Below are 26,934 nucleotides of genomic sequence, written 5' to 3' on the forward strand. Positions count from 1 at the left end.
AGAAATATTTATTTGTTTTCTTCCGGTACAGTCATAATGACTTGAATTTCGTTGTTCTGTTTCAGCAACTTGGCAAGGAAGTCTTGTACTTCTTTAGCAGTGATGCTGTTGACCAACTTTTCATAGTCTTTTGTATTATCGATACCGGTGTAGAAGTATTCGTCCATGTTATTGAGCCAGTAGCCATTTTCTTTTTGGGCGTCTTTATACTTCTTCAGCATATATTCTCTGATCTTCTGCATGTGTTCGGCAGACGGACCTTCTTTGGCCATTTTGTGGAGTTGTTCCACAACGATAGCAGAAAGGTGGTCTTTCTTGGCAGGATCAGTCTGGAATACGATTTGAAGAACTAATTCTTCTTTCGGATATTTACCCAGGCTACCGTTACAGCTTACACCGTATGTACCACCTTCTTTTTCACGGATTTCTGCTGTGTAAACCAAATCCAGAGCCTGATCTAAGAAGCTAAGCAGGACATTGTTGCGCAAGTCGTATTTGCAACTACCGCTATAAAGGAACATGATGGTAGCCATCGGAGTTTCCTGTGCTTTTGCGAATACATTCTTGATCTGTCCTTTACGGATATCCATGTGATTGTCCTTGAAAGTCTCTTTACGGTTGATAGATGGCAGGCTACCCAGATATTTGGCGATCAACGGTTTCATCGTTGCCAAGTCTACATTTCCCACCAGGTAGAAAGTAAAGTCGCTTGCGTCTTTGTAGCGGTCTTTGTACATTTCGAGAATACGGTCGTAGTTGATCTGGTCTACCATATATTCTTTCATTCGGATAGCACGTGGATGATGACCATATAATACACTTGTAATAGTGTCACTGAAAGCAGTCATCGGGTTGGCATCCGCATTTTGAAGTTCGGCTTTCAAACGATTCTTGTAAGATTCGAATGCTTCATTGTCCTTGCGTGGAGAAGTGAAAGTCAGATAAGTGAGCTGCATCATTGTCTCAAAATCTTTCGGTGCACAGCTACCGGAAACCGTTTCTGTTGTATTGCCGATACCGGCAGCCACGTTTGCACGTTTACCGGCAAGAGCTTTACCCAAGTCAACCTTGCTGAAATTACCGATACCACCCACCAGGGCTACTCCGTTTAATTGAGCAATATTGATGATCTCTTCGTTCGGGAATATGCTCGTACCACCGAAACTTACCCCTTTCATAACAATTTGGTCAGCTTTGAAATCAGTAGGCTTCACATATACAGTTACACCGTTGGAAAGCACTAACTTAGTCGTACCATAAATGTCTCCGGCTTTTTCAGAAACAATTTTGCCACCTTTCAGTTCTTCCGAGATCAGCGGTTCGTTAGAGACTTTGTCCTCATAAGGCTTCAAGTCAAATGACTTCATTTGTTTCAGCAGAGCGGCAATCTCTTCTTTGGTAGGATATTTCACTCCTTCTTTTTCCGGACCGGCCAACAGAACTACCTGGTTATTATCAGTAATCAGTTGTTGCATGATCTGGTTAACAGCTTCTACCGGAATATTCGGAGCCAGTTTGTTCAGGAGCGTATATTCAACTTCGATTCCCGGAATCGGTTCTTTATCAAGGAAGTTGTTAACGTATTCGTTGACATAAGAGCCGCTTTTGGTTTTTTCGCGTTCGTTGTAAGCAGATTCTACGGCTTGCAGATAGTTGGCGCGTGCGCGGTCATATTCTGTTGGTGTAAATCCGAAGCGGCGTGCGCGTTCTGCTTCTTCCAGAATAGTCTTCGTAGCTAAATCGATTCCGTCGATTTTGCTGCTTGCGCTGATACTGAATGCTTCTTTAGTTTTGGCAAGGAAATATTCTCCATATTCTGCACCGGCACTTGTGAAAGGAGGATTAGCAGTCTGGCGAAGTTCGTTCAAACGGTTGTTCAGCATATTCATAGCCATGCTGACCATATAGCTCGTTGCGTAATAAGCGATGGTATTTTTCAATGAATCCGGAGTCGCATCTTGTTTGAAGAAGATGTTGACAGAAGGATTTTTCACTTCTTTGTCAGTGCCGATATAGATAAGCGGTTCCTGATTGTCTGCTACCGGATAGTAGATACGTTCGGCCGGATTTACCGGAGCTTTTACGTCTGCGAATACTTTTTTAAGTTTGGCTTCAATTTCATCTACGTTGATGTCACCTACAATAACGATACCTTGCAGGTCCGGACGATACCATTTGGCGTAATAATCGCGGATATCCTGATACGGGAAGTTGTTGATAACGTCAATGCTTCCGATAGGCATACAGTCTGAATATTTAGAATCCGGATACATCGTAGACTGTGCATTGGTCATGATACGGAGCATACCGCTGTTACGACTTCTCCATTCTTCGCGGATTACGCCACGTTCTTTGTCTATTTCCTTGTCAGCAAGGTCGATGGCACTCGACCAGTCGTGAAGGATAAGCAAGCATGAATCTACTACATTAATGTTTTCAGTCGGCACGTTGCTGATATTATATACCGTCTGATCGACGCTGGTATATGCATTCAGGTTTGTACCGAATTTGATACCTTTCGTTTCGCACCAAGGTATAATGCCAAGACCTGTCTCATCACCCGGGAAGTTTTTGGTTCCATTGAAAGCCATGTGCTCCAGGAAGTGAGCCAAACCACGTTGTTGCGGTTCTTCAAGGATGGAACCTACTTTCTGTGCGATGTAGAATTCTACTCGTTTTTCAGGAAGTGCATTGTGTCGAATGTAATAGGTAAGCCCGTTGTCCAGTTTACCGATGCGGACATTTTTGTCCACAGGCAGTTCTTGCATGGGTTGTGCAAGTACGAGCTGGAAATTGCAGCATATAAAAAGGACTGCAATAAATAATCCACGTAATAAATGTTTCATGTTCTATTTAGTTTAAATAAATATTTCTTTGTTATTTGTCGTCTTGTTTGGTTGTAAATCACAAATAGACAGGGAAAAGAGTTATTTTATAGCTTCCCGTATCCTGACTAACTTCGTTAACAGCCCTTCCAGGAGGTCTAACTTTAGCATATTGGCACCGTCACTTTTTGCTACCGCAGGATTCTCATGTGTCTCAATGAATATCCCGTCAGCACCCACAGCGATACCTGCTTTAGCTACAGTCTCTATCAGTTGCGGCATTCCACCGGTTACTCCACTGGTCTGGTTGGGCTGCTGTAGGGAATGGGTAACATCCAGAATAACCGGATAACCGAATGATTGCATTTCAGGGATGCCGCGATAGTCTACAACAAGGTCCTGATAACCGAAAGTCGTTCCGCGTTCGGTAAGCATCACATTTTTATTTCCGGCTTCCACCACTTTATCGGCAGCAAACTGCATTGCCAGCGGAGAAAGGAACTGTCCTTTTTTGATGTTAATTGTTTTTCCGGTTTTCGCTGCTGCAACCAACAAATCGGTCTGGCGGCAAAGGAAAGCCGGGATTTGAAGTACATCTACATATTCGGCTGCCATAGCTGCTTCATCTGCACTGTGAATATCTGTCACAGTCGGAACTCCGAAAGTTTCATGTACCTTTCTTAATACTTTGAGTGCTTTTTCGTCACCGATACCTGTAAACGAATCCAGGCGTGAGCGGTTAGCCTTGCGGTAAGAGCCTTTGAATACGTATGGAATTTGTAGAGCTTCGGTGATTTTTACTACTCGTTCGGCAATGCGCATTGCCATCTCTTCACCTTCTATAACGCATGGACCTGCCAACAGAAAGAAGTTACCGGCAGGATTGTTCTTAAGTTCTATCATTTTTCTTAATCTAATTAAAAGTTTATGTTTCGGGCACGGATTACGCGAACTATACGGCTTTTGCAGATGTAGATTTACTAAAAAACGTGTAATCCGCGTAATCCGTGCCTGAATTTATCAATTTGGAATAATAAGTGTTGTTTTTTCCGAAAGCACCCCTACTTCCAGCGGGAAATGTCTGGGCAACAACCGCCCGTCCAAATCCACAGCGGCGTTTTGTGCCCGGAGTACTTTTACTTTCTTCGTCCGGTAGCTTTTCACTACCTTATGATTCAGGATTCTTCCCTGAATCAGCATCCATAGTCCGGAAATGATTTGCAGGAATTCCGGGCGGTAGATAACGGAGACATCCAGCCATCCGTTATAAGGAACGGCGCTAGGCGTCTGTCCCCATCCCCAGGCACTGCCTATGCATACGGTCATGATGCGTCCGCGGATATGCTCGTCGTTGATGCGGAGGTGCATCCGATAGAGTTTCCGTTCAAATATAAGAGAAAACAGGGCGGCCACGTAGGAAAGGAATTTCACCCCCCAGAAGCGTTTGGTCTGATCGGTGATTTTAACGATTCGTGCCCCCAGTCCGATATTAACAGCATTGAGGAAGTAGCGGCGTTGGTGTTCTTTTCCATCGTAGAAATTGCAGTACCCCACATCTATTTTCTTCAGCCGGTGATTGATGATACAGTCGACAGCCGGTTTATATTCGGTACTAAGCCCCCAATATTTGGCGAAGTCGTTTCCGATACCATTGGGAATCATGCCGAGAGCGATGTTTTCTTTATCTTCGGCATCGGATAGCATAATGCCGTTGATGGCATCATTTAATGCCCCATCACCGCCCACAATGACAATCGTGCGATAACCATTGTTGGCTAAAATCTTGGCAAGACGTTCCACCGAACCGAAACCCTCGGATTGTACATAGTCATAGTCTACGCCTTTGCTGTCCATGTACTCCTTAATTTCTTTCCAGCGCTTTTTTACCTTTCGGGTACCAGCTTTCGGGTTGTAAATCACTCCCCATTTTTTTGGTTCTACACTCATATTCGTATATCTATCCTATTGTGTATTAAAAATCACACTATATAACTGACAAAGATACTAAATCCCTTCCAGTTTCTCTTTTACAAAAGCTATCTTTTCTTCCATCGGCAGCTCCGCATTCATCCAATGGATGGTAAATCCTCTTCTTTCCATGCCGCGAAACCAGGTCATTTGTCGTTTGGCAAACTGATGGATCGCAATTTCCAGACCGTTGAACATCTCTTCATAGGTTAGTTTTCCAATAACATACAATGTCAGGTATTTATATTCCAACCCATAATAGATTAAATCATCCGGCGCAATTCCTTGCTCGATCAATTGCCGCACTTCATCTACCATTCCTTCGTCCAACCGTTGTTTCAATCGGCGGGTGATCTTTTCACGACGCAGTTCCCGGTCAATATCCACTCCGATAATGAGGCTGTTCAATTCAGGAAACTCCCGTTCGGGAACCGGATGGGCAGCATAATATTCTTCAATCTCTATCGCACGGATAGCACGTTTCACGGTATCTACGTCGGTAGAATTGTGTAATGTTTTGTACCGGCCTAATATTTCCGTCAACTCTTCGAGCGAATGATTTGCCAAACGAATACGTAATTCAGGGTTTTCCGGCACGGGCATCAGCTTATATCCTTTCAATACGGATTCCAGATACATGCCTGTCCCTCCACATAAAACGGGGAGACAGCCTTTTTGTTTGATTGATTCGTAAGAAATCAGGAAATCGCGTTGATATTCGAATACATTATATTTATATCCGGGATCTGCAATATCGATTAAGTGGTAGGGGATTGTACGTCCGTTTACTGTATAGTCTGCCAAGTCTTTTCCCGTACCGAGATCCATCCCTCTGTATATCTGACGAGAGTCGGCACTGATAATTTCTGTATTGAGTTCATAGGCCAAGGCCGCGGCAAAGGGAGTTTTACCCGAGGCTGTAGGTCCGAGTATGGCGATTAAATCATAGTCCGGCATAGCTTCATTCTTTTATATCTGCAAAATTACGAAATAATTTTAACCTGTTTGATATTCAATCACTTTTTTATCAAGATAAGGAGAGGGAGAAGGATTCTTTATGTTTTCGTTCTTGTACAAAATGAATTCCCACCTCCACGCACTGAAAAAGAATTTTTCATTTCATTTCTCATATTCTCATTGTTTTTGATAAACGAAAGATAATCAGATAGATATTTTATGAGAAATACTTTTTAAAACGGCATTTCTCATAAGTTTACCCGTATTTTGGCTCAAAATCGACCTTATTCTCATAGCGTTTCAGGGTATTTCTCATAGTCAAAAGCCATTCGTCTTTCCTTTTTTCTTTCGACTTACCTTATTTTTATCAGGAAATGAAGCTACTATTTAGATAAAATAGTGGCTTTTTGCTTGAAGATGCTCATTAGTTCCGATTGTCCCATATATTGTGGGAAAGTATTCCCATATATTGAAGGAAAACTTTCCCACAAAATGAGGGAATCCTTTCCCAAATTGTTGGGAATCTTTTCCCACAATATATGGGACTAAGGCACTGTATATGGAAACAAGCAAAAGGAATACATCGTTCTATTTATTCAATGCCGGCTTCCGGCACATTACACTATGAGAAATACCTTGAAACACTATGAGAATAAGGTCTATTTAGAGCTAAAATACGGATAAACTTATGAGAAATACCGTTTTAAAAAGTATTTCTCATAAGATATTAATCTGATTATCTTCCGTTTATCTAAAAACAATGAGAATATGAGAAATGAAAATGAAAAATCGTTTGCAGGGAGCACGGAATAGATTGTATTTAGTTCATTTTTTGTACCAATAATGAGTCTATTCATATCTCAAATTCAGTTTCATTTATTTTTTGTTGATCGTTTGTATCGTCCGGCATATCTTTCCGTTTTTATCCACGCCTTCTATGATGATATCTTCCGGTGCAGTGCTGTCCGGAGTATAATATTCTATAGTTGCTTTTCCGTCTGCATTCAGTTGTAAGGATGGATTCCAGTAGATAGTGCTTCGTAAATCCGAACGTTGGTCATTCTTTTTCTCGGGAGTGTCATAAGTCGGCTGATAGAACTCTACTGAATCGCTATATCCCAATGGAGTACATGTAATAATGCCCTGTGCCGGTCTTGCCGGGAGATCCTTGCCGTCTTTCAGGGTAATGACAATAGCGCCTGCCGAACCGCGGGAACCTAAAATTGCTGCATCAGCACCACGAAGAAGGCTCAAACTGGACATGTCGCTGGTTTGAATCATGGTCAGTATGTCGTTGTCGTCTTCATAGACAACATCATCAATGACGATAACGGGCTGTTCAGGATTATTACGGATATGTATTTCGTTTCCGTTTGTCACACTGACCCCCGGAAGCCTGCTGACTGCATCGAAGGCCGTCTGTGCGCCGAATCCTTCGAGTCTGTCTCCTTCGATAGTGTAGGTGTTGATGCCTCCTGTATAAATACTTTCCGAACTGGCTTTCTTGCGGCTTCCTGTAACCACTACTTCTTTTAGGTTGTATACTCTCATTCCACCCTCCATATAATACTGGTCGCGGGTATTTAGCAAATAATCTTCCATAAAGGAGGTTGATGTTCCATCATGAAAAGGAGATTTAGGAGAAGCTACCGGGTATTGGGGAGCATCGATCACGATGTCTACTCCGGCGAATCCTCTTTTGGTACGTGCCTGAACGAGGAAAGTTGTGCTGTCTCTGAATGATGTATTGACGATGAATTCTCCTTTATCATCTGTGGTAGTAGTGGCAACGATGTTCTGTTTGGGAGCTAAAATACAAATAGGTCCTTTTTTGACGTTGCCGCCGAAGAAACCCTTGATACGTCCGCTGATCGTTTGTCCTTTTTCCATATAGTTGGTGAGGTTCAATGAAGGCGAAGTCAGTACATTTTGGATATGATGCCTGCGCCATCCGTGCGTCATCATCAAGAAATCTATTGTGCGAAGTGTACGCAGGTCTTGCTGAAGAACATAATACCCCGGATTTTCTACATATCCTTTCAAATCTGAAGTTAGTAAAAGGTTCGATAAGATATTATCTGCAAGTGAGTCCGGCTGGATACTTCTTCTGTCTGTAATGCTGACGGAGAAACTACCTTCTACCGGAGTTCCGTTATCATCCTTTGCTGAAATTTGCAAGGAAACCTTTTCTCTTTTTCCGTATGTAGGCTTATCCGCAAGGATTTGCCATTGATGCGGGTTCCGGTCGGGTACGAAAACTAAACGTTCGCTAAGTGCGTTTCCCTGTTGGTCGATTAACATAAAATGGGTGATACCTGCGTTGAATAAACTGTCATTCATTCTTCCAAAAGTCCTGTCGGCACTGACCGGTTGCAAGATTGCCAGCTTTCCACGAGTGTGTGCAATCAAGAATAACTTTTGAGGCCACTGGGTAGCTTCTGTTTTTTGGATTTCGTAGCGTATTTCCTTTTTGTAATGCGTCATGGAAAGAGCGATTCCTTTTTCTTCTGCGGCCGGAAGATCGAATCGCTTGGTAATGCCGTCACTAGACTTGGCAATCACATAATAGGAATTCCCTGCAATCGGGTTCAAGGTGAAAACTCCCATACCATCATGCTCCGAACGAAAAGCAGTTAATGTGTCTCCTTTTGCATCGAACAGAAATCCTTCTATTTCTGTGGAGAAACCATCTGATCCTTGAGCTTTGAAAGCTATGTTTTGATGAGCAACGGTCAAGAGAGCTCCACCTTCCGGGAAGAACTTAACGTCAAAGTCTTTTGTAAACGAAGGCAGATAGAACGTTCTCTTATAAATATATTGAGGATCGTCAAATTCTACTTCAATCTGGCGTGTGGCAATAGGCTTCAGATCCGGCAGAGAAATAGAAATCAAACCACTTTCGTCTGTCTTTCTTTTACCTTTATCTTTTATCTTTCCGTTTTCGATGGTGCGATAGCGGATGGTTGTATTTCCGAAAGCCTCTTGTGTGTTGCTGGTAAATCTGACCCTGGCTGTATAATGTGATTCGTCTTCTTGTTGATACTCAATAGTTGAAACAATCGTGTTATCAATCGAATTACCAATTTTCAGATTACGTGAATAAAAGAATTCCGGTTCCTGATTAAGCATCCAGTTGCTATATCCTCGCAAATAATAGTCACCTGCAGGGAGAGTGGGAGGGAGCGTGAAAGCATTATGGAAACCTAACGAATCTCTGCGAATCTTCTTGCGTTCCACGATAGAGTCGGAACGATTGACAAGCTCCGTAATGATGAAGTTACTTTGCGTATTGTCTTGATGGGTGACAGAATTTACGAGATACCCCTTGAACCAGATTTTTTCTCCTGCTCCATAGAAAGGCTTATCCAAATGCAGATACAATTTTTCTTGCGGAACTTTCTCCAGCAGATTGAAATACGCAAGAATTGTATCTTGTGTGTTTTGTCCGGATAATGAGGTAAAACAGAATAACATTCCGAAAAAGAAAGCCATTGAACCTCTATTCATTGAAAATGTAGTTTTGCTTTTCATACGATATATCTTTGAATACATTTATGATTTATGCATCCAGATAGAAAGTACTTTCCTCTTTACTGCCAGTATGTTAATCACCGATACGACAATGAATAACACAACGCCCATGCTGATAGCTGCCCATAATGACCCGGTTTCCAGTTGTGGAAACAATAATCGGATGCTGTCTATGTAATAACTGCGTAGCCAGAAGACTAATCCGATGGATAATACAAGTACGATAACATTCAGTCCTACCGTGAGTAACTGATAAGGCAATGCTACCTTGTTGGGACTGTACCCGATTAATAACAAACTCTCCAACTTAGTCGTATTTTTTTGCAAGAGCAAGAAAATGCTCAACATCAGGATATAGAATGAAAGAATACTGATAAATAAACCTACCCCCAATACAATGCCTACGATAAGACGGAGGAAATAAGTCGTTTTTCCGGCATCCAGTTTGCCGTCTTCCGTTTCATATCCTTTCTTTTGAAAATAGCTGGCGATAGCGGAATCCGCCGGATTGCTCACTTCGATAATCAACCGCGCCGGTTGTGCTTCTGCATTCGGTGCGAAATTCTCATTCGCCCATTTCATAAAAGACTGGGGAACAAGAATCGTATTCAGACGATTGGAGAAGCCGACAATGTTTCCTTTGTATTGTTCCACCCGTCCGTTTCCACGCATCATGATATCCATTTGAATCAGCCCCATCAATCCTTCCGAGAGCTTGGGAAGACTACGGCTCTGTGCAAAACCGAAGTTATAAAGGTTCAGATAGTTGCGGGGAATGATAATGGGGATGGTATGCGTGCTTTCGTCGAAGTGCCACTTGTCGAGTTTGATGTCGACAAACTCATCAGGAACAGACTCAAAAAACATATCCGTGGAAAGATGAATACCAGCTTCCTGCATACCCAATCCTGCCGATACTTTGAATTGAGAAGGAGTGAAAGCCCCTATTGTTTTGGTAAACGGTTGTTTCTTCAAATCCGCAATATCTTCGGCAGAGAACGTATTACTCTTTCCTGCAAAAGAACCGAGTGTGCTGATTTTCTTTGTAGCTATGATGAAATCCTTTTTCATAAAGCTGTCTCCCTCGGTGAATACCGGAATGACATCTTTATAAAACTGCACACTAAGCAATACAATCATCATGCCGAATAGATTGGCTAAAAAGAAACCGGCCAGTTGACCGATACTGATATGTTGGCGGAGGAGCTTCCAGACAAGAGTTGGCATTTTATTTATGATTTTACGATTTACGATTTGAAATGTTGCGGTGGAGGGAGATGGATGATTTTTTCACTTACTATTTCCCACTCATTTTTTTGTTATTTATTACTCGTTACAGTTGAAGTATATGGTTGTAAGGCAACTCGATATGCTTACCGATGGAGGTTGCGATTACACCGGCTCCTTGTGCCTTCGCTTCGGCAATGATAAGTTCGCCCATGATGCGGCTGTTATCATCATCCAGATGGCTGATCGGTTCATCCAGAAATAAAAAGTCGAACGGCTGGCAGAGTGCCCGGATAAAGGCAACACGTTGCTGCTGTCCGAAAGATAGTTTGCCGGCTTTCACATTTATTTTATCTGCGATACCCAGTTGCTCGAAGAATGATAAGATTTCTTTTTTCTTTTTGCATCCGGTAAGGTTATTCTTCAATTGCACATTTTCAAGAGCGGTCAGTTCGGTGAAGATGCGTAAATCTTGAAAAAGCATACTTAGTGAATGCTTTCTTAGGTCGACCCATTGCTTCACGGAGTATGCTTTGATATTGGTTTCATCGAAATTAATAATCCCCTGATAGTCGTTGCGATAACCATAGATATAGCTGCACAACGAAGATTTGCCGGTGCCGGAAGCTGCTTCAATCAGATACATTTCTTCTTTCCGGAAGATCAGATCCTGGTGCCATACATCCGAAGTCACCGAATTACGGTCAGCAAACACTTGGGGAAGTGTTTGCTGCAGGTGAATACTATTCATACCGTTTGTTTACAAATTAATTACATGCCGGCAAATTGCTTGGCAAAGTCTACGATTTGTTTGAGAGCGTTGACGTCTTTGTCTTTCAGGCAAAGGTCGATCTCGCTGATTTCTCCTTCTGAACTCATTGACAGATAAGAAACCTTATTGGCTAACTCAATATATGTTTTAACTTCCTGTCCTCCGAAACCTGCTACCATTTTAACAACAGGCAAGTCCAGTATTGCTTCAGCGTTGATTGCTACAAAGATGTTTTTACCCTTCATATCTGATGCGTAAGGAGCTTCTTTTATCGATTTGTCGGCAACTTTACCCACGTTCTTGTAGAGTAACTCATCATTGGTAGCATACATTTGTTTATCCTTGATACCAAAGAATATATTCATGCCTTTTGTTTTGTAGACATATTCGTCCTTGCCAAGTTGAATGATATCTTCCCCTCTTTTCAGTCCCAATGATTGCTTGTTCTTATAAATTGTTTCGAGGGCATTACCATTCTTAACATCCGCATATATCATGAAAGTAGGAGCACTGTTCATCGTTACGTTGATTAATCCCGCAGAAATATCACCATTGAACGAGCCGAACAACTCTTTTACTTCGTCTGCTTTAGCAATAGATACTGTATTGCGGAATTCCTTATTCTCGCTCAACAGATTATAAAGCCCTTCTCCTTTCACACCTACATTGAAGAACATCAGCGTGGAAGACGGGAAGTATTTAACGAAAGTGTTGTTTGCTTTTCCAAATGACTCCATTTGTTTTTTTATAAGCGCTTTCACGGCTTCGTTTTCAGTGTAGTTTTCTGTTTTGAGGGCAATCTTGCCTTTCTCAAAATTCAGTCCTCCTACAAGAGTGATGTCCTCTGCTTTCACCTCGGTTGGTAACCCCATGCTTATCTGGTTGCGATAGGTTGCAGGGATAGCTTCCATAGAAGCAAGGAAGTTGATATCGCTTTTCTGCTTTTCCATTTTTTGGAAAGCTCCTGATTTTACGATACTGTTATCGGCCGTCTGTTTCAACAGATTAGTGATGGCTTCTTTGGCTTTTTCAGTTTGAGTGGTTCCGCTTACATTGACTATCAATACAGTAGAATTGTTGAAAGCGAGCAGGCCGCCATTCATTGTTGTAAAACTGTAGCCGTCAGCTTCGCTTATCGGCTGGCAGATTTGTTCTTTAGCCATCACGTCGAGTGAAGCATGGAGATTGTCCTCATTGTTCACTTTACCTACAACAGTAGGGTAAGGGAAAGAAGAGGATGAGAATACATAGAATGGAGATTCGACATCGATTCCCGATTCACCCGGATTCTTCATGACCTTTTCCAGTTGTTGGAAGGTAGCGGCATTCATTCCGCTTTTCAGTGCTTCCAGTACTTTTTGTTTCGCAGCTTCATTCTCTTTATCATCCAATCCCGCTTTACTTGCAAGGGATTTGAGGTTGATAGAGGCAACTACCGAGGCGTCAGCCGGTATCACATTGGTATACTCCGATGTTTTGGAACATGCTGCCAGAAAAACAATCAGTACTGCCAGTACCGAGAGTCGTGAAATCGTTTTCTTTGCCATACTTATGTTATTTAAAAGTTGTATAATCATTGATTCAGAATTATTGATTTTGTAGATTCAGCGTATGGCAGGCCACCAGTGCCGCTGTTTCCGTACGGAGTCGTGATTTGCCCAAACTGATCGGAACAAATCCCTGTTCGATGGCTTTCTTGACTTCTTCTTCACTGAAATCCCCTTCGGGACCTATCAGGACAAGGGCGTCTTCTCCGGGTTTCAGGACATTCTTTAATAAAGGTTTTTCACCTTCATAACAGTGGGCGATAAACTTCTGTCCTTTGAACTCTTGTCTGATGAACGGATCGAACTCAACCATCTCATTCAATTTAGGCAACCGTGCCTTGAGAGATTGTTTGATTGCTGATACAAGAATCTTTTCAATCCGTTCGGTCTTGATGACTTTACGTTCCGAGAAACGGCAGTTGAGGAAAGTCAGTTCGTCAAATCCGATTTCGGTAGCTTTCTCTGCAAACCATTCGTTACGGTCCATGTTCTTCGTCGGTGCCATGGCAATGTGTAAATGGCACGGCCATAACGGTTCCTGAAAAATCGTTTCTTTGATCGTTACAAAACAACGTTTGTTGGTCGCAACAGTAATTTCAGCTTTGTAGAAGTTCCCCTTACCGTCCGTAAGAGTGATTTCATCTCCGATACCTAATCGCAGAACGCGGGTACAATGTTGTGCTTCCTCTTCGGGAAGTTCGTTGCTTTTCTGTATATCGGGAGTATAAAAAACGTGCATAATGTTACTTACTGGTTTTTATTTCTTGAGTTGATTTGGTCACGTATCCGGGCGGCTAATTCATAATTCTCATCTTTGATAGCCTGTTCCAGTGCCTCCTCAAGCGTTCTGGAAGTAGCAGCTGGCAAATCATGTTCTTCTTCAGTCTCTTCGTCGTTGTCCGTTTCTTCAGAACGGGTTCTTTCTTCCGACGACATGTGAAGGCATTCCTGTTCAAGAATAGATTCATAAATAAGAATTGGACAGTCGGCACGCACTGCCAAGGCAATGGCGTCTGAAGTCCGTGCGTCAATACGTATAATCTCTTCGTCTTTCTTAAGGTAAATATAGGAGTAAAAAATACCATCCTTTGCTTTGTAAATTAACACACGTATCAGACTGGCTCCCAGTATGGTGAGGCTTGTTGTAAACAGATCGTGTGTCAATGGACGGGGTGTCTTTACTCCCTTCAGATATAAAGCGGTAGCCTGGGCTTCCGCGGGACCGATGATGATAGGCAGTTGCCGTTCACCGTCCACTTCGCCTAATAGCATAGCAAACGCGCCTACTTGCGCCTGGCTGTTCGTGATATTTATAACTTGTAATTCTACCTTTTTGTCCATCGTTCTCTTTTACTTAATTTGTTTTACTCTCCTGCTGGTGTTTGTACTTGAATACCAAGGCAAACAGGATGCCGATCACCAGCGCGTATGCTGCGAATATCAGCCAGATATCCATCCATTCGCGACTCACCAGTCTGCCGTCAGCATACACAGAGAATGCATCTACTACCGCACCGCTGGCATATCCGCCAATGATGGCTCCCAGTCCGTTGGTCATCATAAAGAACAACCCTTGTGCACTGGCACGGATGGAGGAATTGGCTTCTTGTTCAACAAACAATGAACCGGAAATGTTGAAGAAATCAAAGGCCATACCATAAACGATCATGGAAAGGATCAGCATCCATAGTCCCGATCCCGGATCTCCAAAACCGAACAGCCCAAACCGGAACACCCAGGCAAACATACTGATTAGCATGACTTGCTTGATTCCGAAATGGCGCAGGAAGAAAGGTATGGCAAGAATAAACAGTGTTTCCGACATCTGCGAGATGGACAGCAGGATTACCGAATGTTTCACTCCGAATGATTCTGCATATTCGGGGATGCTGGCAAAGCTACTTAAGAAAAGATCACCGTAAGTATTTGTAATCTGCAATGCCGCACCTAAAAGCATGGAGAAAAGGAAGAAAATAGCCATCTTCTTTTTCTTGAATAACACCAGCGCATCCAGACCGAAAGCGGAGAGCCATGATTTGTTTTCTGATTTAGCCGGTCGGCAAGCGGGAAGGGTAAAAGAATAAAGCCCGAGCAGTAACGCGGAAGCACCGCCTACATAAAGCTGTGCACTTGAATTCTTAAACCCGGTAAGGTCGACCGCCCACATGGCACAGATAAAACCGATCGTTCCCCATACACGGATGGGAGGGAAGTCTTTAATCAGGTCACATTTATATTGTTCCAGTGCATTGTACGATACAGTGTTAGCGAGGGATAGCGTGGGCATGTATACCAACAAGTTGAGTAACATGGCCCAATACATCTGATCGTATCCTGTTGCGGTAGAAGCGTAGAAGAGGCATCCGGCTCCTGCGATATGGCAAAGCCCGTATAAACGTTCTGCATTAAACCATTTATCGGCAATAATACCAATAATACCCGGCATTACCAAAGAGGCAATCCCCATAGTAGCGAAAATGGCTCCGATCTGTCCTCCTTCGAAATGAAGTTCTCTTCCCATATAGCCACCTAGTGATATTAACCAGGACCCCCATACAAAGAATTGCAGGAAGTTCATAATAATCAAACGAACTTTTATACTCATGACTTTTTTAATTTGTGTTTCTCTTCACGTTCATAAACCTTGCAAATATAATATTTTCATTGAATAGGTAGACTAGTAATTTGATAAAAAGGGGATAAAAATGGCATAAATGCGAAGAAAAGAAGAGATTTGGTCGTGAAAAAACAAATGAAGGGGGTATAAAAAAAAGAAGGCTATCTATCCCAGACAGCCAATCTTTGTTAACCTTAAATCTAATACCATGAAAAACACAGTGCAAAGATAGACGGTTTATGTTATACAACATAATGTTTTCTCGAAAATCTTCTATTTGTTAACTCTAATTAACTTTGAATCCTCCATTTTTCTGTTATTGCCCTTCTGTTTCACCACAGATTACACGGATTAACACAGATTTTTATCAATCAATCATCATATCCGGATTCTCTGTTTTCACCTTAGAAAAGGAAAAGGACTCCGTGAAGCCCTGTGCCACCCTGTGGAACCCCTGCATGACTTTGTGATAACAATCTGTGTTAATCCGTGTAATCCGTGGTGAATCCGGTTATTCTACATAGAGTACCAGGCCTTTCAGGTATTCTCCTTCAGGATGGTAGATATTTACCGGATGGTCGGCGGGTTGAGTCAGTTGATGCAGGATGCGTACGCTACGTCCTGATATGGCTGCTGCGGTAAACACGGCAGTACGGAAATTGTCCTTGCTTACTACTTGCGAACAAGAGAAAGTAAACAGGATGCCGCCCGGTTTGATTTTCTCGAATGCTTTGGCATTCAGTTTGCGATAACCTTGTAAAGCATTCCGCAGGGCATCTTTGTGTTTGGCAAATGCGGGCGGGTCGAGAATGATTAAATCATACTGGTCGCCCATGCGGTCGAGATATTTGAAAGCGTCCTCGGCAAAAGCCTCGTGGCGGGAATCACCGGGGAAGTTCAGTTCTACATTTTTATTAGTCAGATCAATTGCTTTGGCAGAGCTGTCGACAGAGTGGACGAGCTTTGCACCTCCGCGCATGGCATAGAATGAGAATCCGCCGGTATAGCAGAACATATTCAGTACCGAGCGGTCTTTGGCATAACGTTCCAGTAAAGAACGATTTTCGCGCTGGTCTACAAAAAATCCGGTCTTTTGACCTTTCAGCCAGTCTACATGGAATTGCAAACCATATTCTTGCGCGATATTATCACTGCTTCCTCCTTTCAGGAAACCGTTTTCAGGGAAAAGATCTGCTTTAAATGGAAGAGTTGTTTCTGATTTATAATAGATATTCTCGATCTTGTCGCCCATTACTTCGGATAAAGCTTCGGCAATTGTCATGCGGTCTACGTGCATTCCTGCAGAGTGTGCCTGCATGACTGCAGTTTTGGCATAAACGTCAATAACCAGTCCGGGGAGATTGTCTCCTTCACCATGAACAAGCCGGTAAGTGTTGTTGGTCGGATTGGTGGCGATGCCGATACTGCGACGCATATCGTATGCTATTTCCAGTTTGCGTTTCCAAAAATCGTGATCGATAGGTTCCTGATGGAAAGACAGTACGCGCACAGCAATACTTCCGATCTGGAAATGTCCTTCGGCAATAAATTCTTTTTTGGAGGTGTATACTTCTACAACTTCACCTTCATCGGGCTCTCCGTCAAAACGGGCGATAGCACCGGAAAAAATCCAGGGGTGGAATCTCTTGAGAGAATCTTCTTTACCGGGTTTGAGATATACTTTATGCATAATATAGCCTTTCCCTAACCCTCTCCCAGGGAGAGGAGGATTGAGATAGTTTTGTTATTGGTTATTAATTACTTATTTTATTATTTATCACTTATCATTTATCGTCTATGACTGCTGGTTGCTTATAGGGCCGATAGTGACTTCTTCCCTTTCCTTGGGAGCAGGTGGGAGAGCAGCTATTTCCCAATCTCCTGTCTGTTTCAGCTCTTGCAACAGATTATAGATGTTGAGGCAAGCCCATGCATCCGTGGCGGCATATTGTTTCTGCCCGTCGCTCAATACATCAGCTTCCCAGTTGGACAAGCGCTGTGATTTGGATATTTTTTCTTTGAATAAGATGGCATAAATCTTTTGCAGACTTTTGTCCTGTATACCGAATTGGCGCACATAGTCCTGCAACTCGATACAACTTTGTTGAGTGAAAGGTGCGCGTTTGTGCAGCATCATAAAGTCATCTTTCAGTGAAAGGCCCACTTTGATTACAACCGGGTTTTCTAATAAGTCAACCAATGGCTGGGTCAATCCCGTCATGTTGAGCCGGAATAGGAAACAACATTCTTCAGAAGAAATCTGGAGGAGTGCTACTTTGTGCGATTGCCCTTTGGTAAAGGAAGGACGCGTTTCACTGTCAATGCCTATCACAGATCTGGATTGGAGGTAAGCTACTGCTCTTTCCGTTTCAGCTTCCGACTGGATAACGTAAATTCGTCCCGGAAAAACAGTTTTCGGGAGTTCTTTTAGTTCATCTTTATCTATGGTTCTTCTTACAATCATTTCTATTTTTATTCATCATCGTGGCAATGGCAACCGTCTTCGTGACAGTGGCAATCATCGTCGTGGCAATGACAGCCTTCTTCTTCACAACAATCGTTGTCGTCGCTTGGTTCGTAAAATCCTTCTTCATTACCATTCTCTTCCTCTTCTTCCAGCTGGTTGTATTTCACGTCATGAAGGGCGCGTAGCGTGTTTACCAGTTTCTGTCCCCATAGTGTACCGAAGTTTTCCTGGCAGATAGCCAATGAATCATTCATTGTTTCGTTCAGTCCCAGTTGGAAGACAAATATGAAATCTTTAATATCCTGATAAATGTCAGCCAGATCTTCCGATATTGATTTTTTGATAGGTTGGTCGCTATAAACCATATCTTGCACGAATACGTCCAGATAATCATCCTTGTCACCCATCAATCCTGAAAGATTGATACGCAGAATTTCGTAAATCTCTTCTGTGACATACGTTTCGGGTGCCTCGTCCCCAATCGTCTCACATTTGGGTAGCATAGATGCTTTGAGATAGAGCAGGGGGAGTATTTTTAATGATGTGTCAACGAAAGTACTACGCTTCATGCGTTCGGCACGTTCGAGAAATGCACAAAATTCGGCGGCTACTGTAACGAACTCAATTACGTTCTTATCAAATATCGTTTGGCTTTCTTTTTCCATGATCTATATTGATTTGAAACGCAAAGGTAAGAAAAAGGATTGAATGAGCGTAGTGCTCGTTATTTTTTTATTATTTTTGCGGCTTAGAATCTCATTCCAGTTTTATAAAAATAGAATAAAAGACTCATGGCAAAGAAGAAATTAGATAAGGAGGCAGAAAGCACTCCCTCTTCCCCCAGTAAAATTGTGGCTGTATGTAAGAATGAAACTGTTCATTTTGTGATTGGATTGATGCTGGTCATCTTTTCCGTTTACCTGTTGTTGGCTTTTTCTTCCTTCTTCTTTACGGGGGCTGCCGATCAAAGTATTATTGATAGCGGTAGTTCGGCGGATTTGGCGGCTGTTAATAATCAGGTGAAGAATTATGCCGGTTCACGTGGAGCGCAGTTGGCAAGCTATCTGATAAACGACTGTTTCGGCATTTCCTCTTTCTTTATACTTGTTTTTCTGGCAGTGGCAGGATTGAAGTTGATGCGTGTACGTGTGGTCCGCTTGTGGAAGTGGTTTATTGGTTGCACGCTTTTATTAGTCTGGTTCTCCATATTCTTCGGATTTGCTTTTATGGATCATTATCAGGATTCTTTCATTTATCTGGGCGGTATGCATGGATACAATGTCAGTCGTTGGTTAATCTCACAAGTAGGAGTACCTGGTGTATGGATGATCCTGTTGATAACTGCTATCTGTTTCTTCATATATATAAGTGCGCGTACTGTTATTTGGTTGCGTAAACTTTTTGCGTTGAGCTTCCTAAAACGCGAAAAGAAAGAGAAGGAAGAAGTCATCCCGGAAGGGGAAGGCGATCAGGAATTCACGACTTCCCAACCGCAGGAAGTGGAGTTCAATTTGAAACGGACGTATAAACAGACACCTCCTCCGGCACCTGTGATGGATATACAGGCTGAAGAACCCGAAGATGAATTCCCGGTCAACCAGCCGGATCCGGAAGAATCTCCTTTGTCTGATGAAAGTGAAGGAGTGACGATGGTGTTTGAACCGACTGTTCCTAATCCTGTTCCCGCTGTGCAGGACGAACCTTTGGAAGAGGCGGAACCCGGGTTTGAAGTGGAACCTGCGACTTCTGAAGAAGAATATGAGGGACCGGAACTTGAACCTTATAATCCTACTAAGGATTTGGAAAACTACCGCTTCCCGACTATCGACCTGATGAAGCATTTCGAAAATGATGATCCGACGATTGACATGGACGAACAAAATGCAAACAAAGATCGTATCATCAATACATTGCGCAGTTTCGGAATCGAAATCAGTACGATTAAAGCAACGGTAGGACCTACGGTAACTCTATACGAAATCACTCCGGAGCAAGGAGTACGTATTTCTAAAATCCGTGGTTTGGAGGATGATATTGCATTAAGCCTTTCTGCTGACGGTATCCGTATCATCGCTCCGATACCGGGTAAAGGAACAATCGGTATTGAAGTGCCGAACAAGAATCCGAAGATCGTTTCCGGACAAAGTGTGATCGGAAGTAAGAAATTCCAGGAATCCAAATATGATCTGCCTATTGTATTGGGTAAGACCATCACGAATGAAGTCTTTATGTTCGACCTTTGCAAGATGCCGCACGTATTGGTGGCGGGTGCAACCGGTCAGGGTAAGTCAGTAGGTTTGAATGCTATTATTACTTCCTTATTATATAAGAAGCATCCGGCAGAATTGAAATTTGTACTGGTCGACCCGAAGAAAGTAGAATTCAGCATCTATTCGGTGATTGAAAATCATTTCCTGGCCAAACTTCCTGATGGAGGCGAACCGATTATTACAGACGTAACAAAGGTTGTGCAAACCCTGAACTCTGTTTGTGTAGAGATGGATACCCGTTATGACCTGCTGAAGATGGCGCATGTACGTAATGTAAGAGAATATAATGAGAAGTTTATCAACCGTCGTCTGAATCCGGAAAAGGGGCATAAGTTTATGCCGTATATCGTAGTGGTTATTGACGAGTTCGGAGATTTGATTATGACTGCCGGTAAGGAAGTGGAACTTCCGATTGCCCGTATTGCGCAGTTGGCACGTGCTGTCGGTATTCACATGATTATTGCTACACAGCGTCCGACTACCAATATCATTACGGGTACGATTAAAGCCAACTTCCCGGCGCGTATCGCTTTCCGTGTATCTGCCATGATGGACTCTCGTACTATTCTTGACCGTCCGGGTGCTAACCGTCTGATTGGTAAGGGGGATATGCTCTTCTTGCAGGGAGCTGATCCGGTACGTGTACAGTGTGCCTTTATCGATACGCCGGAAGTAGAAGAGATTACAAAATTCATTGCCCGTCAGCAAGGTTATCCTACTCCGTTCTTCTTGCCCGAATATGTGAGTGAAGATAGTAATAGTGAAGTAGGGGATATTGATATGGGACGTCTCGATCCGTTGTTTGAAGATGCGGCCCGGTTGGTTGTTATTCATCAGCAAGGTTCCACTTCATTGATTCAGCGTAAATTTGCGATTGGCTATAATCGTGCCGGTCGTATAATGGACCAATTGGAGAAAGCCGGAATTGTTGGGCCTACGCAAGGTAGTAAGGCGCGTGACGTATTGTGTATTGACGATAATGATCTTGAAATGCGATTGAACAATTTACAGTAACAGTTCGTTTATTAATCAAATGAGAAAGTACATTTTTAGTGTTTTAATAGCTTTACTGTCTTTGCCTGTGATTGCTCAACAACAGCAGTCCCAGGCTAAAGTCATTCTTGACAAAACGGCAGAGGCGTTTCGTAAAGCTGGTGGCGTGAAGGCTGATTTTACTGTAAAGGCTGTGGCAAACGGCTTGGTAGAAGGTGCTGAAAACGGAACAATTCAGTTGAAAGGAGAGAAATTCGTACTGAAAACATCTGATATCATCACTTGGTTTGACGGAAAAACGCAATGGAGTTATGTGACAAAGAATGATGAAGTGAATGTCAGTAATCCGACGCAGGAAGAGTTGCAGCAGATAAATCCGTATACCTTTCTGTATATGTATCAGAAAGGATTCTCTTATAAGTTGGGGGCAACCAAAACGTTTCGTGGAAAATCCGTTTGGGAAGTCGTTCTGACTGCCAGGGATAAGAAACAGGAGTTGGAACGTATCACTCTTTTTGTGACGAAGGACACTTATGAACCTCTATATATTTTGCTTCAGCAGCGTGGACAGCAGACACGTAATGAGATAACCGTTACAAGTTATCAGACGGGGCAGAATTATACGGATCGTGTTTTTACTTTTGATAAAAAACAATATCCCAATGCAGAGGTGATAGATTTGAGATAACATGTTTTTATAACAAAACAATAAAGATAAATTAAAATGGCAGAAATAGAAAAAGTGAAATGCCTGATTATAGGTTCAGGACCTGCCGGATATACGGCAGCGATTTATGCTGGACGTGCAAATTTATGTCCGGTACTATATGAAGGATTGCAGCCGGGCGGCCAGTTGACTACTACGACAGATGTAGAAAACTTTCCCGGTTATCCGGAAGGTATCAGTGGTCCGCAGTTGATGGAAGATTTGCGTGCACAGGCAAGCCGTTTCGGAACAGATATTCGTTTTGGTATCGCTACGGCAGCAGATTTAAGCAAAGCTCCTTATAAAATAACAATTGACGGTGATAAAGTGATTGAAACGGAATCATTGATTATTGCTACCGGGGCAACTGCTAAATATCTGGGACTGGAGGATGAAAAGAAATATGCCGGAATGGGTGTAAGCGCTTGTGCTACTTGTGACGGATTTTTCTATCGTAAGAAAGTGGTTGCTGTAGTTGGTGGAGGTGATACTGCTTGTGAAGAAGCGGTTTATCTTGCCGGTCTTGCATCCAAGGTATATCTGATCGTTCGTAAACCTTTCCTGCGTGCATCGAAGATTATGCAGGAACGTGTCATGAACCACGAGAAGATTGAAGTTCTTTTTGAACACAATGCAGTTGGTTTGTTTGGTGACAATGGCGTAGAGGGTGTAAACTTGGTGAAACGTTGGGGTGAACCGGACGAAGAACGTTATAATTTACCTATCGACGGTTTCTTCCTGGCTATCGGACATCAACCGAATACTGAAATATTTAAAGAGTATATCGATACGGACGAAGTAGGTTATATTATTACAGACGGTGATAGTCCTCGTACGAAAGTGCCCGGAGTTTTTGCAGCGGGAGATGTGGCCGATCCGCATTATCGTCAGGCTATTACAGCCGCGGGAAGTGGATGTAAGGCTGCCTTGGAGGCAGAACGTTACCTTTCTTCCAAAGGGCTTGTGTGATAAATATATCTTCGGTGTAAACGAATGAATGATAATTATGCCTTTTGGGGTGTGATTGATTATAAATAAAACGGTGAACATTAGTATTAAACTAGCGTTCACCGTTTTGTTATTCAGGTACGGAATAAATGATGCGGATTCCACGTGCTGTTGGGTCAGCACCGTGAAATCCGCATAAAATATAGTTAGCTTTGTTTAATAAGCTTCTATTTCATCAATCCATAATTCGGCAGGAATAACTTCCGGACCATTGTTCTTTTCAAAGTTAACTCCATTGCGTAGTGTACCGCCATTCTTAATCTTAACTTTCAGGAAGGTAGCCTGTGTTGGCTCAAATTCAATGGAATCAGTGAATGCAATTCGTCCTGTTTCCGGATAATCGTGTTTCAAGGCTTTTTCAGCTACCGGAGTGTATTGTTTGCCATCTGCTGATACTTCTACGGCAACTCCTCCTGCAGGAAGAATTCTCATAGCCGGATTGAATAAAGAACCGAAAATTATTTTGCTGATTTGTGTCGGCTTATCCAAATTAACGATAAATTCCAAGTCTTTACCTTCAACAATGCCAAAGCTGCACCACGGAGTATAAGAAGCGTTATTTCCTCGTTTACCGTTGGTCAGTCCGAAGGTTGTCTTGTCAGCTCCTAATACATCGTTTTCATCAAATATATCGCCTGTCCATCCCATCTTATAATTAACAGTATAGGGCTTTCCTGTCAATAAATTACCGTATAATGGCTTGTGAGCTACTTTACCCAGCATTTTTCCATCTTTGAAAGCAGCTGCTTTCAGGTCGATATTACCTTCCAGAACGAAAGGATTTTCGTACAGTGTGGATGTTTTACTAGGTTCACTGCCGTCCGTAGTATATCGGATTTCTGCATTCGGATAGAAACTTTCCAGCATTACCATTAAAGGAGCGTTTTCACCCGCGTGCGTATTTACGTTTACATCAAAGAAGTTGAGACAAGGTTTGGTGTTCATTACTTCCAAACGTTCAAATTCAGTTACCATTCGTTCGCAGAAATTCTTCCAGTCTTTGTTTGCGTTTTGTGTCCAGGCCGTTTCGGCGATAGCCATTGCACGCGGGAAGGCCTGATAGTCTGTACGTTCGGAAGTCTGCATATATTCTCTCCATATATTGCCTTGTATTCCGATGATATGCTTCTTGGCAAGCTCGTCTGCATCGTCCGGAACAGGGTTATAGCTATATGTTTTCTTCAGTGTGTTGTATCCGCCGATAGTCGTCGGAGCAATTTCCGGTTCTTCCTGGTAGTAGTCCAGATATACATAAGGGTTCGGAGTCATAATCGCATTATGTCCGGCTTTGGCAGCGTTCATTCCTCCTTCTACACCACGCCATGACATAACAGTCGCATTTGGAGCCAGACCACCTTCGAGGATTTCATCCCAACCAATGATGTTCCTGCCTTTGCTATTCAGATATTTCTCCATGCGGGTAACAAAATAGCTCTGCAACTTATCTTCTTTACTATGCTTTATTCCGTCCGTCTTGCTGGGAGTCGTATCATCCTTCAGTCCTAACTGGCGGATTAGCTGCTGGCAGAAAGCACTGTTCTTCCACGCTGTTTTGGGACATTCGTCGCCACCAATGTGAATGTATTCGCTAGGGAATAATTCAATTACTTCATCCATCACTCCTTCAAAGAATTTGAAAGTTGTTTCACTCGGACAGAATACCTGTTCGAATACACCCCATGTAGGAGATACTTTATAAGTCTGTGTAGAATCACATGACAGTTCCGGATAGGCAGCCAGTGCAGCCAACGCATGTCCCGGCATTTCTATTTCGGGAACAACGTTGATATATTTACTTGCAGCATAAGCTACTACATCTTTTATTTGTTCCTGTGTGTAATACCCTCCGTGTTCTTTTCCGTCGAATACTTGCGGATAATTTACATAGTAATAGTCTACCAATGTCTTTTCACGTTTAGAACCGATTTCTGTCAATTTAGGATATTTCTTGATTTCGATTCTCCATCCCTGATCGTCTGTCAAATGCCAATGGAAAACATTCATCTTGTTCATTGCCAGCAAGTCGATAAACTTGTAAATATAGTCAATCGGTACATAATGGCGGCAAACATCCAGCATCAGTCCGCGGTGAACAAAACGGGGCGAATCTTCTATTTCTACAGCAGGGACCGACCAGTTTGCTTTCTTATCCAACTGGTTTCCGTAAACCGCCGGAGGGAGTAACTGATAAAGTGTCTGTACGCCGTAGAAGAACCCGTTCGGTTGAGAAGCGGTAAGCGTGATGAGACTGGGAGTAACGGATAATTTATATCCTTCCTTCGGCATACCTTCTTGTACAACAAAGCAGATTGCTGATTTTCCATCTGCACTTTCTGCCTCTTTCAACGAGATTCCTGCTGTCTGTTTTAAACGTTCGGCCAGGCTGTCGGCAATACCTTTAACTTCCGGAGCATTGGCAGGAATTACCAGACTGACTTTGCTGTTTAGTTCAAAACGTCCTTCCTGTGGGAGAATTTGATTGGGTTTGGGAACGATGTTGTACTCGTTCACCGCTTCTTTTGTCTTTTGGCAACTGGGGGCAATCATAAGCAGAGACAAAAGAAGAAGAGAAATACTTTTCTTCATGATCAAAATGTGTGTTAAGTTATAAATAGATTTGACAGGGCAAATGTACTTGTTTTAATGATAAGTTCCAATGATATGGAAATAAAAAAGCCGGAACGGATTCCGGCTCTTAGCTAAAGTTTTAGATTTACATAGTTATATATTAAGAGAGATGTTTTATTTCAGAAGTTGTTCTTCAATGATTTGCACATACTTTTCCGGCGTAGCACCAACCTCGATTATCGGTTTGCCGCCTACCGGGATGAAGAATAACGTAGGTAATGCCTGTACACTAAAATGGCTACATAAATCTTTTTCTTTATCAGCATTTACCTTATAGAATATAACTTTTCCTTTATATTTTTCAGCTAGTTTCTCCATTTCCGGAAGTAGACGCATACATGGACCGCACCATGTAGCCCAAAAATCGATAACTATCGGTTTGTCTCCATTATAGATGAAATCATTTCCTTTTCGGTAGTCGAAAATGTGTTCGAGGAAGAACCGGCGGGTAATTGGATTCAATTTACCATCTTCAACTTTTGTTTCCGTCACTTTAGCTTCCGCTTCCGGTATAGGAACCATATCGAATGGTTGAAAGTAAATTTTCTGATGAATATAGTCAATAGATATAATTCCGTAGTCCAGTATCTTTTTGCCTAATACGGAACGTTTCAAGAATGGGTTTTTCACTGCTATGGCATCTTCAATCTTTGTTTTTACAAACATCGTTTCAGGTAGGATGAGGCTTTCCTCTTCTTTCCTTGTTTCTTTATATCCATTGGAGACTTTTTGGTTACTTCCTTTGGTATATTGTGTGTTCCATGTATTGAAATCTGCTTCAGTAAGATTCACTAATCCTTCACTCCATGTATCCAGGACAAAAGATATCGGCTTTCCCTGAATGTTTATCGGACATACTACTCCTAATCCTGTTATCAGGTTAAAATTTTCCCGATAGTTAAGTTTCATATAAGAAGGACGGTAGGGTTGTGTAATCGTAATTTTCTTCCGTTGCATGTCAATGGTTAATACAGAAGTGCGGAAAACAGCACCACTTAATACACCCATAACCCCTAGCTTGCGTAGATAAGGTTCGTCTTCTAATGTGAAAGCCGGAAGATCGTTTGCAAATGTATTTTTACCAATAGCTACTGTTCCCATTTCATATACCTTTCCAACAGGTACCTGTTTAAATACAAAATCTTGGTAAGAACTAAAAGTTCCTCTCTTTTCTGTATTGATGTGTAACTTTTTGAGAGCTTCAGGAAGTAGAGCGTTATGTCCCGATAAATCAAGGACAAAGTCAGCTGCTTCACCATTTATAGTGGCTTCCACGATAATTTTTCCATCAATAGTTTTGAATGGAATGACCTCTGTCATACTGTTTTGTGTTTGTGCACTGATGCCTCCTGTGATACAAAATGCAAGCAAACAGAGATACATTTTAGTTATTATTCGTTTCATATATTCTTTCTGTT

The 26,934-nt window shown here is 42.4% G+C and carries 19 protein-coding genes; 3 read left to right on the forward strand and 16 right to left on the reverse strand.

What is annotated here, in order from left to right; all coding sequences use genetic code 11:
• Nucleotides 1-8: 8 nt before the first annotated feature.
• The 14 genes from KTR06_RS00540 to KTR06_RS00605 form a co-directional block, all read right to left on the reverse strand.
• Complete coding sequence (locus KTR06_RS00540; protein ID WP_074910195.1) at nt 9-2,846, reverse strand: pitrilysin family protein; 2,838 nt, start codon at nt 2,844-2,846, stop codon at nt 9-11.
• 81 nt (nt 2,847-2,927) lie between these two features.
• On the reverse strand, nt 2,928-3,728 hold the full coding sequence (kdsA, locus tag KTR06_RS00545) for a 3-deoxy-8-phosphooctulonate synthase (protein ID WP_004316678.1): 801 nt from the start codon (nt 3,726-3,728) through the stop codon (nt 2,928-2,930).
• Between the two features lie 117 nt (nt 3,729-3,845).
• Entirely contained in the window at nt 3,846-4,772 is a 927-nt protein-coding gene (locus tag KTR06_RS00550; RefSeq protein WP_004316677.1) for a diacylglycerol kinase family protein, read from the reverse strand.
• Between the two features lie 57 nt (nt 4,773-4,829).
• Entirely contained in the window at nt 4,830-5,750 is a 921-nt protein-coding gene (miaA, locus tag KTR06_RS00555; RefSeq protein ID WP_008020907.1) for a tRNA (adenosine(37)-N6)-dimethylallyltransferase MiaA, read from the reverse strand.
• Between the two features lie 876 nt (nt 5,751-6,626).
• Nucleotides 6,627-9,281, reverse strand: a complete 2,655-nt coding sequence (locus KTR06_RS00560) for a TonB-dependent receptor plug domain-containing protein (RefSeq protein ID WP_217289843.1) — start codon at nt 9,279-9,281, stop codon at nt 6,627-6,629.
• 21 nt (nt 9,282-9,302) lie between these two features.
• Entirely contained in the window at nt 9,303-10,508 is a 1,206-nt protein-coding gene (locus tag KTR06_RS00565) for an ABC transporter permease (protein ID WP_217289844.1), read from the reverse strand.
• Between the two features lie 106 nt (nt 10,509-10,614).
• Nucleotides 10,615-11,259, reverse strand: a complete 645-nt coding sequence (locus tag KTR06_RS00570; RefSeq protein WP_074707536.1) for an ATP-binding cassette domain-containing protein — start codon at nt 11,257-11,259, stop codon at nt 10,615-10,617.
• Nucleotides 11,260-11,279: 20 nt separating this feature from the next.
• Complete coding sequence (locus tag KTR06_RS00575; RefSeq protein WP_217289845.1) at nt 11,280-12,827, reverse strand: DUF4836 family protein; 1,548 nt, start codon at nt 12,825-12,827, stop codon at nt 11,280-11,282.
• A gap of 40 nt (nt 12,828-12,867) precedes the next feature.
• Entirely contained in the window at nt 12,868-13,566 is a 699-nt protein-coding gene (locus tag KTR06_RS00580) for a 16S rRNA (uracil(1498)-N(3))-methyltransferase (RefSeq protein WP_212134683.1), read from the reverse strand.
• 8 nt (nt 13,567-13,574) lie between these two features.
• A complete protein-coding gene (locus KTR06_RS00585) occupies nt 13,575-14,168 on the reverse strand; it encodes a bifunctional nuclease family protein (protein ID WP_217289846.1) in 594 nt (197 codons plus the stop codon).
• A gap of 13 nt (nt 14,169-14,181) precedes the next feature.
• Complete coding sequence (locus KTR06_RS00590) at nt 14,182-15,432, reverse strand: nucleoside permease (protein WP_008020916.1); 1,251 nt, start codon at nt 15,430-15,432, stop codon at nt 14,182-14,184.
• A 523-nt stretch (nt 15,433-15,955) separates the two neighbouring features.
• A complete protein-coding gene (locus KTR06_RS00595; protein WP_217289847.1) occupies nt 15,956-17,134 on the reverse strand; it encodes a class I SAM-dependent rRNA methyltransferase in 1,179 nt (392 codons plus the stop codon).
• A 105-nt stretch (nt 17,135-17,239) separates the two neighbouring features.
• On the reverse strand, nt 17,240-17,908 hold the full coding sequence (locus tag KTR06_RS00600) for a 3'-5' exonuclease (protein WP_217289848.1): 669 nt from the start codon (nt 17,906-17,908) through the stop codon (nt 17,240-17,242).
• An 8-nt stretch (nt 17,909-17,916) separates the two neighbouring features.
• Nucleotides 17,917-18,576 carry a DUF5063 domain-containing protein gene (locus tag KTR06_RS00605; protein WP_008645659.1) on the reverse strand — a complete coding sequence of 220 codons (660 nt, stop codon included), beginning with the start codon at nt 18,574-18,576 and terminating at the stop codon, nt 17,917-17,919.
• Nucleotides 18,577-18,702: 126 nt separating this feature from the next.
• Between KTR06_RS00605 and KTR06_RS00610 the strand changes: the two genes are divergently transcribed.
• From KTR06_RS00610 to trxB, 3 genes are read left to right on the forward strand one after another with little or no spacing between them, the layout of a single operon-like run.
• Nucleotides 18,703-21,195: a DNA translocase FtsK gene (locus tag KTR06_RS00610; RefSeq protein ID WP_074910188.1), complete on the forward strand. Its 2,493-nt coding sequence runs from the start codon at nt 18,703-18,705 to the stop codon at nt 21,193-21,195.
• A gap of 19 nt (nt 21,196-21,214) precedes the next feature.
• Nucleotides 21,215-21,862 carry a LolA-like putative outer membrane lipoprotein chaperone gene (locus KTR06_RS00615; RefSeq protein WP_074910184.1) on the forward strand — a complete coding sequence of 216 codons (648 nt, stop codon included), beginning with the start codon at nt 21,215-21,217 and terminating at the stop codon, nt 21,860-21,862.
• A gap of 36 nt (nt 21,863-21,898) precedes the next feature.
• The gene (gene trxB / locus KTR06_RS00620) at nt 21,899-22,849 is read left to right on the forward strand and encodes a thioredoxin-disulfide reductase (protein ID WP_074910180.1); all 951 of its coding nucleotides are present in this window, start codon (nt 21,899-21,901) and stop codon (nt 22,847-22,849) included.
• Between the two features lie 195 nt (nt 22,850-23,044).
• Here the strand turns inward: trxB and KTR06_RS00625 are convergent, their stop codons facing one another.
• Nucleotides 23,045-25,474: a glycoside hydrolase family 20 protein gene (locus KTR06_RS00625; RefSeq protein WP_217289849.1), complete on the reverse strand. Its 2,430-nt coding sequence runs from the start codon at nt 25,472-25,474 to the stop codon at nt 23,045-23,047.
• 156 nt (nt 25,475-25,630) lie between these two features.
• Nucleotides 25,631-26,920, reverse strand: a complete 1,290-nt coding sequence (locus KTR06_RS00630) for a thioredoxin domain-containing protein (RefSeq protein WP_217289850.1) — start codon at nt 26,918-26,920, stop codon at nt 25,631-25,633.
• Between the last annotated feature and the right edge of the window lie 14 nt (nt 26,921-26,934).

The sequence above is a fragment of the Bacteroides sp. MSK.20.12 genome, from assembly GCF_019052435.1.
GTDB classification, from domain to species: domain Bacteria; phylum Bacteroidota; class Bacteroidia; order Bacteroidales; family Bacteroidaceae; genus Bacteroides; species Bacteroides xylanisolvens.